The following is an 18,774-nucleotide window of genomic DNA, read 5'->3' on the forward strand; positions in this document are numbered from 1 at the left end:
TACCTTCACATGGTCCATTAGATATACGTCTGTCATTTATCCATGTAAAAGAGTTTAGTATTTCTTCTTTCCAATGTTCAAGCGTCACTGCAACACTTATACTTTCTTCCACATGTGTATGTTTGAATTTTTTAATTACTGCATCGAGTTCCTTTCTTTTATTAGAATTATTGACTTCTCCTTTTGAAACTTGATCGAATATCAAATATTCTTCTTTGGCATTATAGGCCTGTCTAAGTTCATCATCAAAGCTTAGTAAAGTTTCAAGTATCATGTTTTCAGTTACATGACATTCCATTATCTTATCATACTTGAACGTTTCATTGTCTATGTTATTTTTGGATTTTAACAGTATCTTGTAACGATGTTTCAATAATCTGTATTCTCTGGATTTTTTATTTTTAACATATTTACGCATAATTCTTTTTCGAGTATGATTGAGTTGATCATTTATTAGTCTGGTAACGTGAAAATGGTCAACAAGCAAGGTCGAATTTGGAAAATATGTCTTTAGTAAGGGTTTGAATATAAAGCTCATATCAGTGCATATGTATTCGACCTTTTTTCTTTCTTCCAAATCAATCTTAAATAGATAGTCAGACATGATATCATGTGTTCTGGATTCAACGATATCAATAATCAAATTGTTTTCAAAGTTCATAAGGATAGCAGGATATTTATATTTGGAGTTTCTAGAGAAATGAAATTCATCAATCAATAGAACTCTAGGAAGGCTATGTCTTTTAATTCTGACAAAAGTATCAAATATTTCCATGATTCTGGTAGAAGAAACACCAAACATTCTAGCAATGGAAGCATAAGTAGCATTATAAGGTTTTAACCTGTTTAGAATAGAAATGATAGCTGTTCTAGTAAAAGACCAATCACCATAAGCAATAGGATTTACATCAGAAAAAGAAGCATTACAGTCAATGCATTTATACCTTTTAACATAAGTAACCATCTTTACAGGTTTATCATTAACAGGTACAGATACAATAGATCTTTTCTTATTGCCTTTACTAATGAAATGAGTGCTGCCACATGTAGGACATGAAAATCTAGATGGCTTGAATCTAATATCGATTTCATAATTAGATTCTTTATGATCTACAGTAAATGTTTCAACAACATCATCCTTGATATCAAATAGTTTTAATAATTCGTTGTTCATAATAATAATTTAATCAGGACCAGACAGTAAAATTGTATCAAAAAAGGGGATGATTCACATCCCCACGATAATTTAGAGGGTACTCCGCCTAATAATTTAGAGCGAACCTCTAAGCACCGGATAATTTAATATACCACTATAATAGGTTAGTGTTTTTTGAGACAAATTTGAAACAAATTTGAGACAAAATAGCTCAAGAAATGATGTATAATAATAGTGTAAAAAAATAGTCCAGAAAAACTGGGCTATTTTTTATATAGATCACCTTGATAAACATCAAGTTCTTTCATTTTTTTATCAATATCATTTAAAATAGTTACCTTTTTAATGGACCATAAAGGAGCAATTAAATCATCGATTTTACCATCACCAGTCAATCTTTCGATAACGATTTCAGGTTTAATGTAACGAAGTTGTTCTACTACGATATCAATATATTCTTGACGAGAGAGCATGTTAAATTCATGATTTTCATACATTTGTTGAAGTTTTGTGTTTTTGACAACGAATAACATATGTATTTTAAGTGCTTGAATATCTAATTGACCTAAGGTTTTAGCTGTTTCAATCATCATTTCTTTTGTTTCAAAAGGAAGACCATTGATGATATGGACACATACTTCAAGGTTATATTTTCTACATAATGCTAAACCATCCAAGAATTCTTGAAAAGTATGGCCACGATTAATAAGTTTACTTGTTTGTTCATGGATTGTTTGTAAACCTAGTTCAATATAGACATCTTTTTGTTTATTGATGGTACTTAAATATTGAACGATTTCTTCATTTAAACAATCAGGTCTTGTAGCAAAGGCAATTCCCTTAACATCTTCTTTGTTTAAAAAAGGGGCAATCATTTTTTTTATTTTATCTAATGGACCATAGGTATTTGTATTGGCTTGAAAATAAGCAATATAAGCACATTCAGGCCATTTTCTTTTCATGACTTGAGAGATTGTTTGAAATTGTTTTTCTAAATGATCATGAACATTTCCAGCATAATCTCCAGATCCTGATGAACTACAGAAAATACAACCACCATAGCCTTTTGTTCCATCACGATTAGGACAGGTAAAATCAGCATTTAGTGCAACTTTAGCGACTTTTTGATGGTATTTGTTTTTTAAATAATAGTTATAAGTATGATAACGTTTGTTATCTAAAGAGTATTTAAATTGATTCATTTTATCACCGAAGCAATTATAACATAAGGAGTAAGAAAATGGGATTAGAGTTAAAGAATGTCACAAAAAAATTTAAAACAATTGAAGGAGAAAGAGTTATTTTTGAAAATTTGAATGTTCATTTTCCTGATTATGGTTTGATTGCTATTACAGGAGAAAGTGGATGTGGAAAATCAACACTTTTACAATTAATAGCAGGATTGGATCAAGACTATGAGGGAAAGATTCTTTTTAATCAAGTAAAAATAGAAGATATTAAAGATTATCGACAACTTGTTATTAGTTTTGTTTATCAAAATTATCAGTTAATTGATTATTTGAGTGTTAAAGATAACTGTTTATTTTATTGTCACTTAAAAGGAATAAAGGTTGTAGAAAAACAGTTACAAGAATTATTAGAAATCTTTGAATTAAATGAACTAGTAAATCAAAAGGTAAAGAATTTATCAGGTGGGCAAAAACAACGCGTGTCCCTTATTCGTGCTTTATTATGTTCAAGTCCTATTATTTTATGTGATGAACCGACAGGAGCTTTAGATGAAATAAATCGTCAAAAAGTTTATCGTTTTTTAAAAAAAGCGAGTCAAAGACGCCTTATTCTTATTGTTTCTCATGATCAAAAAATTTCAAAATATACACCTTATCATTTGAATTTTGAATGTTTAAAACATCATTATGATTGGAACCATCAATTATATTCACGTTATGAAATAAGAAAAACAAAATGTGGATTATTGTTTAAAGAAATGATCCAAATGATTTTAAAAGATAAAAAGAAATGGGTGATGATGTTTGTTTCACAAATTTATATGGTACTAGCAATGACGCTCATTATTGCTGGTTTAGAAGGATTTAATGGTTATTATCAAAAACAATATAATCAAGCAATAAATAATAATTTAGTTATGATTCAAAAGAAAAATCAAGAACCCTTTAAAGAAAAAGAAATAACAAAACTGAAAGGAAAATATCAATATCATTTAGATATAGGAAAGATTGAAGGTCTTAAAAACTTTCAATCTTTTTCAATTAACAAAAAAACAAAGCAAAATGAAGTTTATGTCAATCATGCTTTAATTACCAAAATAAAACAAAATAAACTTATTTATAAACTTAATCATCATCAATATACATTAAAAATCAAAGGAGTAATTCAAGATGATTATCAAGAACCTGTTCTTTATTATCATTCATTATCCAATGAAATAGCCCTTCAATGCATTGATGTTTCAACGTGTATTGTCTATGTTAAAAATCATAAATATATGAAAGATTATTTAACGCATTTATCAGTTCAATATCAAGGTATAGCACCTATTTATGAAGAATATGAAAGTTATTTTAAAGTTATTGATCTTTTTAAAAAGGTTAGTCTTGTTTTTATTTTTTTAAGTTTTATGATTGCAATCGTTTTAATGGGGTATATGGTTTTATCGATGTTTTATGAAAATCAAAAAATATTTGCCATCATGCTTGCTAATGGTTATCAAAATCATCATTTAGCATTTTTTATTTTAAAAAAAATAAGCTTAATGATGATTTCAATTGGAATAGTTTCTTGTTTGGTTTCTAGTGGAGTTTTAAAGATTATTTCATTGTTTGATATTTCTAAAAAGATCTGGGGCATAAGTCATTTGTTTGTTTTACCAAGAGAGTTTCAATGGCCATTTACGTTATATCTCTTTTATCTTTTGGGATATATCGTGCAAGGAATTTTGTTAAGTCTATTTATAGTTTTAAAGATGAAAAAAATAAAAATGTATGAGTGTTTAAGGGAGGAATAGGATGTTAGAAATTAAGAATGTAACGAAGTCTTTTGATCGACCTTTATTCAAGGAGATGTCTATGACATTTCAAGAAACAGGGATGTATGTCATTGTTGGTAAAAGCGGTAGTGGTAAATCGACACTTTTAAATATTTTAGGAGGTTTGGATAATGAGTATCAAGGTGTGATTGAAATTGATGGGCAAGATATTCGACAAATACCACATTATATTAGAAAATACATTGGTTTTATTTTTCAACAGTTTTATTTAATAGAAGAAATGAATGTTAAAGAAAATGTAAATCTCATTTCGTATTTTAAAAGAATAATGATTTCTAAAAAAGAATATTATTTAGAACGTTTAAAAATAAAAGACTTACAACGTTATAAAACAGCAATTTTATCTGGAGGTCAAAAACAACGAGTCGCTATTTATCGAGGATTTATTGCTAAGCATCCCATTATTTTATGTGATGAACCAACAGGTGCTTTAGATGCAAAAAATAGTGAAGAAATTTTTAAAATATTAAAACAACTGTCTAAAGAAAAATTAGTGATTGTTATTAGTCATGATGAAATACTTGCTAAAAAATACCATGATTATCTCTATAAAATAAAAGATTATCAATTAAAATTAATTCATCAAAATCCAATAACTCAAAGAAAAAAACAAGAAGAAAAAACAAGTAAAAGATCTTTTTTACAATTTATATTGAAAGAATTGAAAATGACGTGGAAGAGTTCTTTTATTGTTGTACAAGTTTTATTTTTAGCACTTTTAAGTATTTTATTGACCCTCTCATTGACTCAATCAACACAAAAACAAATTCATCAGCAATTAGAACAAATTATTCCTTCAACAACCATTATGTTAAAAAAGAAAAATAATCAAATGATCAAGATGGATGATTTGAAACAAATTCAACATCCAGCAATTCAATACCGTTTTTTACAAAATGATCAGGTGGATTTTTTAGGAATCTCTTTTTCTAAAAAATATCAAACGAAAAAAACACTTTATATTTCTGATTATATTCAGCAACCACAAAAGAAAATTCAAGGAAGAAAGATAAAAAATGCTCAAGAAATCATTTTATCTAAATCTACTTATGAACAACTTTTATATTTATCGCATCAGAAGAATTTAATAAATAAAGATGTATATTTGTTTTTTGAATATCAAAATAGAATTTGTTTTTATAAAGTTAAAATTGTAGGGATTGAAAATAAAAAGACTTTAATGGAGACCGTTTATTTTAATGAATATGCAATGAGTCAAATGTTAAAAGAACTTTATCAAATAGAAGTAGGGCAAACTGCTTTTTTGCAAGTGAAAGATAAAAATATTTTAAAAGATTTAAAAAATAAATATCCTTTATATCAATTTAAACTTGCAAATAGTTCATTATCTTCAAGCATCGATGAAAAATTTCAACAAATTGAATGGATCCTTTATTGTTTTAGTTCTTTATCAGTTGTAACAGCTTGCTTTTTATTAGGTGTTGTTTTATATTTGATGGTCATTAAAAGAAAAAAATATTTTGCTATTTTACAAACATTGGGGGCTTCATTATGGCAGATGATAACTCTTGTTTTGTGTCAAGGTCTAGGTATTTCCTGCACAGCATTTATAGAAGCAATGATTGTTTTAAAAGAGTTATTTATTTTTGCTAATCAGTTGATTCAAAAAAGTATTTCAGATTTGATGGATGAATTTTTTGTTATACAAAATAATTTGCTTTTAGGTGTTTTTATAGGAGTACTTATTTTAACATTATTATGTTGTTTGATCCCAATTAAAAAAGTAAAACAGATAGAAATTATAGAAGCTTTAAAGAGTTAGGAAGTTTTTTATTGCATAAAGTATGTGATGTGGTATAATAGAAAAGCAAAATCAATGAATAGGAGTACTAGCAAATCCCCTATATTTAGAGAGTCAGTGGTTGGTGAAAACTGATTATAATATTTGTGAACTCGCCTAGGAGATGTATTTTTGAATAAAGTAAAAAATATCGTAGAACTGCGTTAAAGTTTTGAGGTGCTAGAATTTTATTCTAGAACTAAGGTGGTATCGCGTTAAAATTGGCGTCCTTAGATAAGGACGCTTTTTTATATTTAAGGAGGAAAAATTATGCCGTTCGATCACACAAAAATAGAGCCAAAATGGCAAAAATATTGGGACGAAAACAAAACATTTAAAACAGATTGTTATGATGATTCAAAACCTAAATATTATTGTATGGATATGTTCCCATATCCATCTGGAAATGGTTTACATGTAGGACATCCTGAAGGATATACTGCAACAGATATCGTATCAAGAATGAAAAGAATGCAAGGATATAATGTATTACATCCAATGGGATTTGATTCATTTGGACTACCTGCTGAACAATTTGCGATTCAAACAGGTCATCATCCTGCTGAATTTACTAAAAAGAATATTGATGTTTTTAGAAAACAAATTAAATCATTAGGATTTTCTTATGATTGGGATCGTGAAATTGCAACAAGTGATCCAGAGTATTATAAATGGACACAATGGATCTTTACAAAATTATATGATCAAGGATTAGCTTATATTGATGAAATTCCAGTTAACTGGTGTCCAGAATTAAAAGCTGTTCTTGCTAATGAAGAAGTTATTGATGGTAAAAGTGAACGTGGTGGATATCCTGTTATCCGTAAACCAATGCGTCAATGGGTTTTAAAAATTACTGAATATGCTGAAAGATTACTAGCTGATTTAGATGACTTAGATTGGCCAGAAGCAACAAAACAAATGCAACGTAATTGGATTGGAAAATCTATTGGTGCAAATGTTGATTTTAAAATTGATGGAACAAATAAAGTGTTTACTGTTTTTACAACACGTTGTGATACATTATTTGGAGCAACATACTGTGTTATGGCACCAGAACATCCATATGTTGAAGAAATTACAACAGATGCTCAAAAAGCAGATGTTGAAGCTTATAAAGAAAGCTGTGCAAGTAAATCTGACTTAGAAAGAACAGAACTTAATAAAGATAAAACAGGTGTCTTTACTGGAGCTTATGCTATCAATCCTGTAAATGGTAAAAAAATTCCAATTTGGATTTCTGATTATGTGCTTGCAAGTTATGGTACAGGAGCTATCATGGCTGTTCCAGCACATGATGATCGTGACTATGAATTTGCTAAAAAATTTGGTATTGAAATCATTCCAGTATTAGAAGGTGGAAATATCGAAGAAGAAGCTTATACAGAAGATGGTGTTCATATCAATTCTGAATGGTTAAATGGCCTTGGAAAACAAGAAGCTATTGATAAAATGGTAGATTGGTTACAAGAACATCATTGTGGACAAAAGAAAGTATCTTATAAATTAAGAGATTGGTTATTTTCAAGACAACGTTATTGGGGTGAACCAATTCCTATCGTTCATATGGAAGATGGTACAATGCGTACAGTTCCTGTAGAAGAACTTCCACTAGAATTACCAGCAACTAAAAATTTCCAACCTCATGATAGTGGTGAATCACCACTTGCTAACTGTGAAGATTGGTTAGAAGTAGAAATCGATGGACAAAAAGGGCGTCGTGAAACAAATACAATGCCTCAATGGGCTGGATCATGTTGGTATTATATTCGTTATATTGATCCACATAATAGTGAACAAATTTGTGATCCAAAATTATTAGATAAATGGTTACCAGTTGATTTATATGTAGGTGGAGCAGAGCATGCGGTATTACACTTATTATATTCTCGTTTTTGGCATAAAGTTCTTTATGATTGTGGTGTTGTTAAATGTAAAGAACCATGGCAACGTTTAGTACACCAAGGTATGATTTTAGGAGATAACAACGAAAAAATGTCTAAATCAAGAGGTAACGTTGTTAACCCTGATGATATCGTTGCTAGTCATGGTGCAGATTCACTTCGTTTATACGAAATGTTCATGGGACCACTTGAAGCATCACTTCCTTGGTCAACAAATGGATTAGATGGTTCTCGTAAATGGTTAGACCGTGTTTATCGTTTAATGATTGAAACTGGTAAATTATCTGATGAAAATGATCATAGTTTAGATCGTGTATATCATCAAACAGTTAAAAAAGTTACTGATGATTTTGAAAAATTAGGTTTCAATACAGCTATTTCACAAATGATGATTTTCATTAATGAATGTTATAAAGCTGAACATGTTTATAAAGAATATGCTGAAAACTTTATTAAAATGCTTTCATGTATTGCACCTCATATCTGTGAAGAAATGTGGCAACAATTAGGACACAATGATTCAATTGCTTATGAACCATGGCCAACATATGATGAAAAAATGTTAGTTAGTGATACTGTTCAAATGGGTATCCAAGTTAATGGTAAATTAAGAGCTAAAATTGAAGTTGCTAAAGATGCAGATGATGAAGCTGTTAAAGAATTAGCATTCCAACAAGAAAACGTTAAAGCACATACTGACGGTAAAAATATCGTTAAAGTAATTGTGGTTAAAAATAAAATTGTAAATATCGTTGTTAAATAGAATAACATATGTAGACTTACGTAAAGAAAAGTAGAAAAAACATTGAAAACATCAATGTTTTTCTGCTTTTTTATTACACCATTTTCATCAAAGAAATTCACGTAATTTATTAAGAATTATCATGTTTTGATGCAGAAAATGGTGTAGTAAATGGTGTAGTAACGAATTTGAAATAGTCAAAATGGTGTAGTTGCGATTTCTCGATAAAAGCAATTTACATGTGTGTTTTCAATGAAAAATTCATATTTTAATTTTTTGGAATGTTTTAAAAAGCATTCCTTTTTTTGATTGGTTGAAAGGAGACATATTATGAATGAAGATATGAAAAAAGTATTATATTATTTTGCGTTAAAATATAATGGAGATTTCGATAAGATTTATTCTTCATTAGCAACAAGAGAAAAATTTGATATTGATGAGTTTATGAGATTAAAAAAAGATGTTCATTATCCACATGTTACAATACTGGATGATAAATATCCAAATTATTTAAAGAGTGTTAATTGCCCACCATTCGTCTTATTCTATGAAGGAAATTTAAATCTAATTAAGGATAGGACTTCAGCTATAAAGTATGATGTATTGGAAAGTGGTGGCAGATTGATTTCTACAGTTAATCCTATTCAAAAGTGTAACGGAATTGAGTTTGATTATATTGTTGCTTGTGAGAATCAGAAAGATTTAAAAGATATGCTTGAACATATTAAATCAAAAGGATTAAATTTAAAAAACTATGAAAAGAAAAAAGATAAAGGAATAGAAAGATAACAGTCATATATGTGACTGTATACATAGCTGGTTTTTCAGCAGGAGAGGAGGATAGTTTTCATAACAATTTCATATTTATTGATGGTGGAATGTAATTTTTTGCATTCCGCTTTTTTTATGCCCAAATTTGAAAAGAGGTGGAACAATGGGAGAAGTGATTGCTATTGCAAATCAAAAAGGTGGTGTGGGCAAGACAATGACATCTGTAAGTTTAAGTGCCTGTCTTAGCAAGCACCAAAAGAAAGTATTATTAATGGATTTAGACCCACAGGGGCATTCTACAAAGGCATTTGGATATAGGAATATGAATGAATATCCTTTATCCATGAAAGATGTTATTATCTCAGTTATTAACGATCAATCAATTGATACTGAACAGTTAATTCTTCATAGTAAAGAGGGTGTTGATATCGTACCAGCTAATATATCACTTGCTGGTATTAATTCTTTATTAGAGAGTGCCATGTGTCGAGAGACAGTTGTTAAAAGATTTATTGATACCATTAAAGAAGATTATGATTATATCATTATTGATACAAATCCATCATTGGATAATCTTCCTATCAATGCCTTGACTGCATCAGACAAGGTTATTATTACTGTTCAGGCAGAGCCTTATGGTGTTGAAGGGATGGCAGATTTACTGCGTTCAATTAGTATGGTTAAGCGTAATCTTAATTCTAATTTGAAGGTAGAAGGTATTTTAATTACCATGACTGATGAAAGAACAAATCTATCAAAAAAGATAACTCAGGATATTCATAAGAATTTTGGTAAGCATATAAAAATCTTTGATAAAACAATTCCTCGATGCATCAAGGCAGCTGAATCAACTGGTGTTGGGGAAAGTATCTTTCAGTATGACCCCAAAGGTTCAGCAACCAGAGCTTATGAACAGCTTGCAAGGGAGGTGTTTTTGAATGGCGAAAAAGAACGTTCAAGACATTCAAATTCCCACATACGATGATTTGTTTACGAGTGAGGAACAGCGTCAGGAAAACAAGTTAGAGAAAATCATGAATCTATCCATTAAGGAAATTCATGAATTTAAAAATCATCCATTTAAGGTAAGAATGGATGAAGATATGATAAAATTAAGTGAGAGTGTAAATGAGAATGGTGTTTTAATGCCTGCATTAGTGAGACCTTCACCATATGAAGATGGCTATGAGATGGTATCAGGTCATCGACGTATGAAAGCAGCTGAATTAAATCAGATGGATACAATTCCAGCTATCATACGTGATTTAACAGACGATCAGGCAACAATCATCATGGTGGACTCCAATATTCAGCGTGAAAACATTCTACCCAGTGAGCGTGGCATGGCATATAAGATGAAGCTTGATGCTATGAAAAGACAAGCTGGTAGACCTAAACTAAATAATAGTTCCCAAGTTGGGAACCATTTAAAAAATAAGAAATCTATTGAAATTTTTTCTGAAGAAATAGGAGAAAGTAAAAACCAAATTCATCGTTTTATTCGTTTAACAGAATTAATCGAGCCATTAAAGGACCTAGTTGATGGAGTGCGTAATGATGGTAAAAAGATTGCCTTGAATCCAGCAGTTGAATTATCTTACCTTTCAAAAGAAAATCAAAAAGATGTTGTCAAGATGATTGATGACTATGAAGTGACACCATCACATGCACAGACAATTAGAATGAAGGAATTGTCTAAAAAAGGCAGATTAGATGAAAATGTCATCTATTCAATCATGACTGAGGAAAAGCCTAATCAAAAGGAAAAAATCACATTAAAAATGGAAGATATCAATTGTTATTTTCCAAAGGAATATACACCTAAACAAAAGAGTGATACTATCATCAGATTGCTGGAGGGATGGTATAAAAGAAGAAACAAGAATCATTCTAGGTAATTAAGAGTTATACATGTGACTATGAAAATAGTACAGTTGGAAAAGCACTTGGAAAGGGGCAAGGGGCTATTCTGACTGAAAGTGTGACTCGGTTTTCCCCTAAGAACCCCTTTCCCTTTTACCAGTCAAAAGAAATAAGCATAGCTTTATAAAATCGTAAATTTGTTTTTTATATTCTTAAGACGTAAAATCATGTTGAAAGAAGCAACATGAAAAGAGTGTGAAAAATATGAAGAAATTAGTGATTGTGTTATTGCTTATTGGATTTGTGGTATTTATGACATGGGACAGTGAAGAAAAACAGGTACAAAAAGAAAACAATGTACAGCAGATTGAAAAGAATATTCAGCCCTATTTAAGTGACTGATTATTTAATGTTATTGAGATTTGGAGGACAGAAATGTTCTCTTTTTTTATTGAAAATGAAGGAGAAGAAAAATGATTAGCAAAATAAAAAAAATATCAAGGAAGTTGATGATTGGTGCAGCAAGCGCAGTGTTAGCTATCAGCACTCTAACAACAAATGCTTATGCCTTAACAGGAACAACAAGCTCAATTGTTTATCCAGAATGGAAGATGGCTGATCCAGTGACTGAAAAGACTGATGGCGTTGAAGGATATCTTATGGTCAATAAGGAACCGGTATTCTGTGTTGATTATCATACGGCATTTCACAGTGGTAAAACAGTAACACAGGGAACTTTTGCTGATGCTGGAATCAGTGAAGAAACAGCTAAAAAATTAAGTGTTATTGCTTATTATGGAACAAAAGTACCAGGAAGAACAGATCGTGACTGGTATGCAATTACTCAAGGATTATTATGGCGAGTTATTCATAACGATGACAGTTTAAAATATATTCGTACAAATACAACACCAGATTTTAATGCAACAAAAGTAGCATGGAATCAAATTATGGCAGATGTTGACAGGTATTATGTATTACCATCATTTGCAAATTCTAGTCAAAGTGTAGACTTCGATGGTACAATTCAGCTAACTGATACAAATGGAGTTTTATCAGATATGGTTGTTAGTGACAATGGTGGATTAGATGTGTCTATTCAAGGCAGTCAGTTAGTAGTTAATGGAAATTCAAATACGAGTGATGAAGTAACGATTACTTTAAAGAAAAATATTCCTGCAGGTGAGACAGGAACAAGTATTGTTTATACCGCCCCAGACTGTCAGGCAGTAGCTAGTTTCAAAGTTGATAACCCAATGGAAGCTAAATTAAAAATTAAAATTAATCGTTTTGGAAAATTAGAACTAACAAAGTTTAACGAAGATAAATCCGGAACAGTACCTGAAACAACTTATCGTATTACTGGACCAAACGGATTTGATGAAACTCATACAACTAATGATGAAGGTAAAATTATTTTAAACAGATTACCAGTGGGTGAGTATAAGGCAGTTGAAGTTCAGGCTGGTACGGGATATTTGATTGATACTACAGAATTTGGATTTACAATTAAAGCAGATGAAACAACATCAATAAATCCAGTCAATTTAGAACCTAAAGGTAAAATCGAATTAACAAAGTCAATTGATTCATCTAAAACAGACAGTTTAATTGGTGAAGCTTTTTTAAAGGGAAACAGTTATGGTTTATATGCAAAAGAAGATATTAAAAATAAAGCAGGTACAAAAACATACTTTCATAAAGATGAATTGATTTCTAAAAAAGAAACTGATGATAATGGTAAATTAATTTGGGATGATTTACATCTAGGTAAGTATTATATCAAGGAATTAAAAAGCAATGATTCATTAGTGCTAAATCAAAATATTATAGATGTTAATCTTGAATATCAGGGACAAACCATTTCAAAAGTTATTATCCAAACAGAAACATCTGATGAAGTCAATAAACAAAAAATCAGAGTCTTTAAAAGTGGTGAAAAAGATGGTATCAGTGGTATCGTCAAAGGGTTACAGGGTGCAGAGTTTACTTTCAGGTTAAAAAGTGAAGTCGATCATGTAGGATGGGATAATGCTCAAACTTATGCCATGATTACAACTGATAAGGATGGCTATGCAACAACTGGATACTTGCCATACGGAACTTATCTTGTTAAGGAAACAAAAACACCTCAGGATTATATAACAGCACCAGATTTCACTATTTCAGTAACAGATGATTATAGTGAATATATTGATGTTGAACAAATTAAAACTGTTAATATTAACAATCGTCCATTTACTTCTCAAGTGAAGCTAGTGAAAAAGGATAAGGACACAAATCAAATAGTTACTCTTAATTCAGCAAGCTTTAAAATCAAAGATCAAGATGGAAACTATGTAACACAAAAAGTCTTTGGACAAAAAATTGATACCTTTACTACCAATTCAAAAAATCAAATAACAGCATTGTTTGGTGATAAGGGTGAAGTGACTTTACCTTTACAGCTAGATGCTGGAACTTATACTGTTGAAGAAATTAAAGTACCGGAAGGCTTCCTTGAATTAGAGGAACCATTAACTTTCACAATAACTAATCAGTATGATTATGATGTTGATGAAGATGATGATCCAATTTTAGAAGTAGCAGTAAAAAATGCTCAGCCTAAAGGAAAGATTATTATTTCTAAGACAGATAAGGAAACAGGAGATGCACTTAAAGGTGTAGAATATGAATTAACTGCAAAAGAAGATATTATCAATGCCATTGATGGTTCAATTCTTTATAAAAAAGGTCAAGTAGTTGAAAAAGGAACAACTGATGAAAATGGTCAAATCATCATTGATGATTTGTTTATGGGTCGTTATGAGTTAAAGGAAACCTTAACAAATGAAGGCTATGTTCTTTCTCAAACAGTTCATGATATTGTCATTGAACAAAATGATACAACTACAAAGCTATATACTGTTGAAGTCAATGTAACTAATATTGCTCCAATGGGTGAAATTCATCTTGTCAAGACAGATAAAGATACTCAAGATTTATTAGGAGGTGTCACTTATCAGTTAACTGCTAAAGAAGATATCTACAGCTTGGATGGAAGAAATACTTTAATCTATGAAAAAGGTCAACAAGTTTCAAAAGACATCAGTGAAGATGGATTGTATGTCACTAATGAACTTGGTGAAATTAATATTTCTGAATTGCCATTAGGTCAATATGAACTAAAGGAAACGCAGGCATTAGAAGGATATGTTAAAGATGAAACAATCTATACGATTGATTTATCTTATGATGGCAGTGATAAAACAGTTTACACTCATTCAATGAATGTAATCAATCAAAAAACTGAAATTGAAATTTCAAAGAAAGATATCACTAATGGAAAAGAGCTAGAAGGTGCTAAGTTAACTTTATTGGATAAAGATAATCAAGTTATTGAAACGTGGACTTCAACAAATGAACCTCATATCATCAAAGGATTATTAGTTGATGAAAAATATAGACTTCGTGAGGACCTTGCACCACTTGGATATGTCAAGGCATCAGATATTACTTTTACTGTCAACAACACTACAGAAGTACAAAAGGTTGAAATGATTGACGATGTCATTAAAGTAGAGATTTCTAAACAGGATATTGTAACTGGTAAGGAATTACCTGGTGCTAAATTACAGATTATAGATGAAAGCAATAAAGTGATTCATGAATGGATAACAACTGATAAACCACATCTATTTGAAAAAATGCCAGCAGGACAATATACATTAAGAGAAATAACAGCTCCTGATGGTTATGAAGTTGCTGAAGATATTGCATTTACAGTTGAAGAAACTGGGAAAATTCAAAAGGTTGTCATGAAAGATCAACCAATCAAGAAATCAGTGGTTAAAACTGGTGATAATTCAATGATTGGATTGTATGCATGTGGTGTTACTATTGCAGGTATAGGATGTATCTGTTTTATCAAAAAGAAGAAATCTCAAGATAAAGGTGAATCACATGATAGATAATATTTATATTATTTTATTGATCTTAAGTGTGCTATTGGCACTTAAAGTATATCTTGCAGTAAGAAAGATTAAAAAATGAAGAAAATAAAAAGATAAAAGGAGGAGGGAGTAATATTAACTCCCTCTTTATGCTATGAAGGAGAAATATATGGAATTATTTGAAGTAAATAAAAGAGTGGATGAAGTTTTGCAAATGTTAAGTGAGGATACAATGTTTACTGATTTACTGTTTATCATGTCAAAGAAAAAAGATAATGAGGAAAAATACATTGTAGGTATTGAAGTAGGTGTTGATAAATTTATCTATCGTCCTGAAGAAAAGAAAAAAACAATTGCTTTCAAGGATATTCAAATCAAGAGGAAATACAGCTATTATCTTGAACCAGGTATTGAGGCGTTCATCATTTCAAAGTTAAATGAAGGCTACAGTCTTTATTACATGAACATAGATACGCATGGCTATCTATGGAATTATATTGATCATTCATTAGATGTTATTGGAATAGTCAGTAAAGGTTTATATAGCTATCTTCGTTTTTGTAAGAAAACAGGTATCAACAATCAATTATTAGCATATCATACTGGCTTGCCAGTGAATGATATTTTATATGTTTTCATTGAGAATCAATTTGAAGATTTTGATATCTTGATTTCTGAGGATATCGGTGACAAGAAACTTATGCTTGGAGTAAGACATATGATTCTTTTCAACAATCAAAGTCGCAAGCAAACAGAAGATATCACGTATCGAGTTACTGTTTTGAATAAGAATGATTATTCTATTGACTATAACGATTATCATGGAGCAGTTGAAAATGCTTATGCTGACTATAAAAATCACTTCTTTGGATTAAGCTATTCTTATTATATTGAAAAGGAAAAAGTTGATGATAAAACAATCAAGGAATTTAAAAAAGTCATTGAGGAACAATCAGGAAAGACATTCATTATTGGATGATATTGCTGAGACATTAAACTGCATAATTTCTGATTTGCGTTTAAATTCTCATCTAAGAAAAGTAAGCTTACTCATTATCTCACATTTAGGTAATGAGTATTCTTCTTTAGAAAGGGAAAAAGCAATAGATTATTTAACTGTGGATAATGAAGAATTCATTTTAGAAACAAAAGGGAAGGAGGAAACTGATGGATAAGGAAAATTGGAGTATTTATGGTAAAGCGTGTTTTGAAATGTCAAATAGTGAATATAATGATTATGAACCTGCCTATATCTTTGTTAAAGATAAACAGGGTGAAAAGGAAGTCATTGTTTATGGAGTGAGCAGCGATCAGGAAACAATGATTCGCTATATTGGTCATGAAACCAATGAAATTAAACTCAACAAAGATAATGTCAATGAAATCTTGGAATGGAGCTATGATATGAATGATGATTTCTTAGAATATTTTGAAAAGGATTATCATTTAGAATTCATGAGCATAGAACAGCATTGTGGAATGTGGAGCATTATTGAAGATAGCTGTAAAGAGGATATTCGATGTTTGAAAGGACTTCAAAACTATATCAGCCATTGTCAAAGTATAGGAATCAATCCATCATTGTTTAAGCAGCTGCTTGGACTTGATTCTGTTGATATCAGTTCACTATATCCAGAAAGAAATGCTGGATTTGAAGTTATTGATGAGTTTACATGTGGAAATCGAACTGTTGTTTTAGCAATGAAGGATAAGCCCAATCATAAGGAATTTGTTACATGGCGAACAACACCAGATCGTCATAATGGATATGATATTGGTCATTATTTTACAACTTCAGGAAAAGCCTTTGCTGATTTCAAGAAACGAAGTCAATCTATTTTTGAACATCACTTTGAACTAAAGCATTCAAAATTTAAAGCAAGATTTAAAAAGAAAGAGATAGAACGATGAAGCTTCGTGCAGTTATAGAGGGTAATGGAAAAAGGCATTATGTAGATTTCTATGGTGAAAGTAAAAAGATTAATAAGGCAATTCAAGACATAGATAACAAAAAATATCTTCATAATATTAAATTCAATGATGATGTCATAAAGATACGCTTTACCAAAGTATCAAATGATGTATTAAAGAAACTTGTATCACTTGTTAAAGAAAACGATAGTGTTGATTTGTTTTGTATTCAGTGCAGGCAATTACTTAACGAAAGTTATATTCAATATTTTTTAGAGCATTATGATAATTATCAAGATATAAGTGAATGCTATGTTGACTATATTATGTTTCAGCTGGAAACGATGAATAATCGTGAGAGTCATAAACCATCATTACCTAATCCAAATGAACTTAAATATGAAACATATTATCTTTTTAATCATAAAGTCCTGTTTACTCCATTAAGAATTGATGAGAAACTGCTTCCTAAAGGAATCTATAAATATGAAGTAAGGAATGATGAATCAGGCAATATGGTTGAATTAGCTAAGAATATTGTTGTTAATCATTGGGGTACTATCTTATCTTCAAGAAGGCTGAAACTTAATGAAGATGGCTATATAAAGATTACAGAAGGTAAGGATTTAGTAGATACAGACGAAAGTGTGATGTCACTTCAACAATATTTGAATAACCAGAAAAATGAAGTTAAAGATTTTTCACGTTAATTATAGGAAATAATTTAAATGTCTTGATTTTCTTTACCAAAAAACAAAAAAAGAAATAAAATTGATATAAGTGTAATACAATCTGTATACGGCGTTCATGTTTTGGATATTGATGATTTACTAAGATTTATGCAAAGTTATCAAATATCTTTATAATATTTTCTGTAAATAAAAGTTATATTTTCATCAGGACTCGATTATAATTGAGTCTTTTTTTGTTAGGAAAGAGGTGATAATGATTGAATAAATTGGAATATATAAGCAGTCTTTTAGAAGAAACATCACAAAAGATTACTCATGATGGTACAAGCTGGATGAAATTTCTTGATACAACGTGCTACATGTTTAAATACAGCTTTACCGATCAGATATTGATTCATGCTCAAAGACCAGATGCAACAGTGTGTGCGTCCTTTGATACATGGAATAACAGAATGGGCAGGTGGATCAAGAAAGGTTCTAAAGGAATTGCATTGATTCAAGAAACTAGATACGGTTATGGATTGCGATATGTTTTTGATGTTTCTGATACTGAATCAAACAAAAAGCCAGTCAGGACATGGTCAATTGATGAATCTATGCATGATGTGGTAATTGAACAGTTAAGTAATGAGTTTAAGCTGGATATAAAAAGCACAAATCTAGAAGAAGTTTTAACTCATGTTTCAAAACAATTAGTAGAGGGTAGCTATTCGGATTATCTTATTCAGTTAAATAAATTCATTGATGACAGTTCGCTGATGTTATATGGTGAACATGAAATTAAACAGCTGTTAGTAAGGCTGATGGAAAATTCATTAAGCTATGCACTGATGAAAAGATGTCAGTTAGATACAAATCTTTATTTTGATGAAGAAGATTTTAATGGAATTGAGCTGCTTGATACACCTGATACAATTGGTGTGCTAGGAAATGCACATCGAGATATGTCAGATGAAGTTCTATCAAAAATAGGT

14 protein-coding genes and 1 other annotated feature are annotated in these 18,774 nt (G+C 30.3%); of the genes, 12 read left to right on the plus strand and 2 right to left on the minus strand.

Annotation, left to right across the window (positions count from 1 at the left end):
* Positions 1-1,174: ISL3 family transposase (locus tag LJD34_RS00005; RefSeq protein ID WP_175302127.1), on the minus strand; the 1,174-nt coding region annotated here is incomplete at its 3' end.
* Positions 1,175-1,419: 245 nt separating this feature from the next.
* Positions 1,420-2,358, minus strand: coding sequence for a TIGR01212 family radical SAM protein (locus LJD34_RS00010; RefSeq protein ID WP_227358848.1), 939 nt, complete (start codon positions 2,356-2,358; stop codon positions 1,420-1,422).
* Between the two features lie 38 nt (positions 2,359-2,396).
* Here LJD34_RS00010 and LJD34_RS00015 point away from each other — a divergent pair, with 38 nt between their 5' ends.
* The 12 genes from LJD34_RS00015 to LJD34_RS00070 all read left to right on the plus strand — a co-directional run bounded on the left by LJD34_RS00015 (position 2,397) and on the right by LJD34_RS00070 (position 17,818).
* Complete coding sequence (locus LJD34_RS00015) at positions 2,397-4,142, plus strand: ATP-binding cassette domain-containing protein (RefSeq protein WP_227358849.1); 1,746 nt, start codon at positions 2,397-2,399, stop codon at positions 4,140-4,142.
* A gap of 1 nt (position 4,143) precedes the next feature.
* A complete protein-coding gene (locus tag LJD34_RS00020; protein ID WP_227358850.1) occupies positions 4,144-5,967 on the plus strand; it encodes an ATP-binding cassette domain-containing protein in 1,824 nt (607 codons plus the stop codon).
* Between the two features lie 45 nt (positions 5,968-6,012).
* Positions 6,013-6,220: a binding site (T-box leader), on the plus strand.
* 35 nt (positions 6,221-6,255) lie between these two features.
* Entirely contained in the window at positions 6,256-8,652 is a 2,397-nt protein-coding gene (leuS, locus tag LJD34_RS00025; protein WP_032091412.1) for a leucine--tRNA ligase, read from the plus strand.
* 309 nt (positions 8,653-8,961) lie between these two features.
* Entirely contained in the window at positions 8,962-9,420 is a 459-nt protein-coding gene (locus tag LJD34_RS00030; RefSeq protein ID WP_227358851.1) for a hypothetical protein, read from the plus strand.
* A gap of 145 nt (positions 9,421-9,565) precedes the next feature.
* Positions 9,566-10,387 carry a ParA family protein gene (locus tag LJD34_RS00035; RefSeq protein WP_227358852.1) on the plus strand — a complete coding sequence of 274 codons (822 nt, stop codon included), beginning with the start codon at positions 9,566-9,568 and terminating at the stop codon, positions 10,385-10,387.
* Entirely contained in the window at positions 10,341-11,300 is a 960-nt protein-coding gene (locus LJD34_RS00040; RefSeq protein WP_227358853.1) for a ParB/RepB/Spo0J family partition protein, read from the plus strand. The genes LJD34_RS00035 and LJD34_RS00040 overlap by 47 nt, the downstream gene beginning before the upstream one ends.
* Positions 11,301-11,529: 229 nt before the next feature.
* The gene (locus LJD34_RS00045; RefSeq protein WP_227358854.1) at positions 11,530-11,667 is read left to right on the plus strand and encodes a hypothetical protein; all 138 of its coding nucleotides are present in this window, start codon (positions 11,530-11,532) and stop codon (positions 11,665-11,667) included.
* A gap of 71 nt (positions 11,668-11,738) precedes the next feature.
* A complete protein-coding gene (locus LJD34_RS00050; protein ID WP_227358855.1) occupies positions 11,739-15,218 on the plus strand; it encodes a SpaA isopeptide-forming pilin-related protein in 3,480 nt (1,159 codons plus the stop codon).
* A gap of 148 nt (positions 15,219-15,366) precedes the next feature.
* Entirely contained in the window at positions 15,367-16,176 is an 810-nt protein-coding gene (locus LJD34_RS00055; protein WP_227358856.1) for a hypothetical protein, read from the plus strand.
* Entirely contained in the window at positions 16,169-16,372 is a 204-nt protein-coding gene (locus LJD34_RS00060) for a hypothetical protein (protein ID WP_227358857.1), read from the plus strand. The genes LJD34_RS00055 and LJD34_RS00060 overlap by 8 nt, the downstream gene beginning before the upstream one ends.
* Positions 16,365-17,108 (plus strand): hypothetical protein, encoded by a 744-nt coding sequence (locus LJD34_RS00065; protein ID WP_227358858.1) that lies wholly within the window; start codon positions 16,365-16,367, stop codon positions 17,106-17,108. The genes LJD34_RS00060 and LJD34_RS00065 overlap by 8 nt, the downstream gene beginning before the upstream one ends.
* Positions 17,105-17,818: an LPD28 domain-containing protein gene (locus LJD34_RS00070; RefSeq protein WP_227358859.1), complete on the plus strand. Its 714-nt coding sequence runs from the start codon at positions 17,105-17,107 to the stop codon at positions 17,816-17,818. Before LJD34_RS00065 ends, LJD34_RS00070 begins: the two co-directional genes overlap by 4 nt.
* The last annotated feature ends 956 nt before the right edge of the window (positions 17,819-18,774 follow it).

Origin of the sequence: Faecalibacillus sp. MSK20_93, from assembly GCF_020589945.1 — a bacterium.
In the GTDB taxonomy this organism is placed as follows: domain Bacteria; phylum Bacillota_I; class Bacilli_A; order Erysipelotrichales; family Coprobacillaceae; genus Faecalibacillus; species Faecalibacillus intestinalis.

Bases quoted from the DNA above. Each gene is read 5' to 3' on its own strand.
- LJD34_RS00045 (WP_227358854.1), top strand. From the start codon at position 11,530: ATGAAGAAATTAGTGATTGTGTTATTGCTTATTGGATTTGTGGTATTT.
- LJD34_RS00030 (WP_227358851.1), top strand. From the start codon at position 8,962: ATGAATGAAGATATGAAAAAAGTATTATATTATTTTGCGTTAAAATAT.
- LJD34_RS00055 (WP_227358856.1), top strand. From the start codon at position 15,367: ATGGAATTATTTGAAGTAAATAAAAGAGTGGATGAAGTTTTGCAAATG.
- LJD34_RS00065 (WP_227358858.1), top strand. From the start codon at position 16,365: ATGGATAAGGAAAATTGGAGTATTTATGGTAAAGCGTGTTTTGAAATG.
- LJD34_RS00040 (WP_227358853.1), top strand. From the start codon at position 10,341: ATGGCGAAAAAGAACGTTCAAGACATTCAAATTCCCACATACGATGAT.
- leuS (WP_032091412.1), top strand. From the start codon at position 6,256: ATGCCGTTCGATCACACAAAAATAGAGCCAAAATGGCAAAAATATTGG.
- LJD34_RS00020 (WP_227358850.1), top strand. From the start codon at position 4,144: ATGTTAGAAATTAAGAATGTAACGAAGTCTTTTGATCGACCTTTATTC.
- LJD34_RS00070 (WP_227358859.1), top strand. From the start codon at position 17,105: ATGAAGCTTCGTGCAGTTATAGAGGGTAATGGAAAAAGGCATTATGTA.
- LJD34_RS00050 (WP_227358855.1), top strand. From the start codon at position 11,739: ATGATTAGCAAAATAAAAAAAATATCAAGGAAGTTGATGATTGGTGCA.
- LJD34_RS00015 (WP_227358849.1), top strand. From the start codon at position 2,397: ATGGGATTAGAGTTAAAGAATGTCACAAAAAAATTTAAAACAATTGAA.
- LJD34_RS00035 (WP_227358852.1), top strand. From the start codon at position 9,566: ATGGGAGAAGTGATTGCTATTGCAAATCAAAAAGGTGGTGTGGGCAAG.
- LJD34_RS00010 (WP_227358848.1), bottom strand. From the start codon at position 2,358: ATGAATCAATTTAAATACTCTTTAGATAACAAACGTTATCATACTTAT.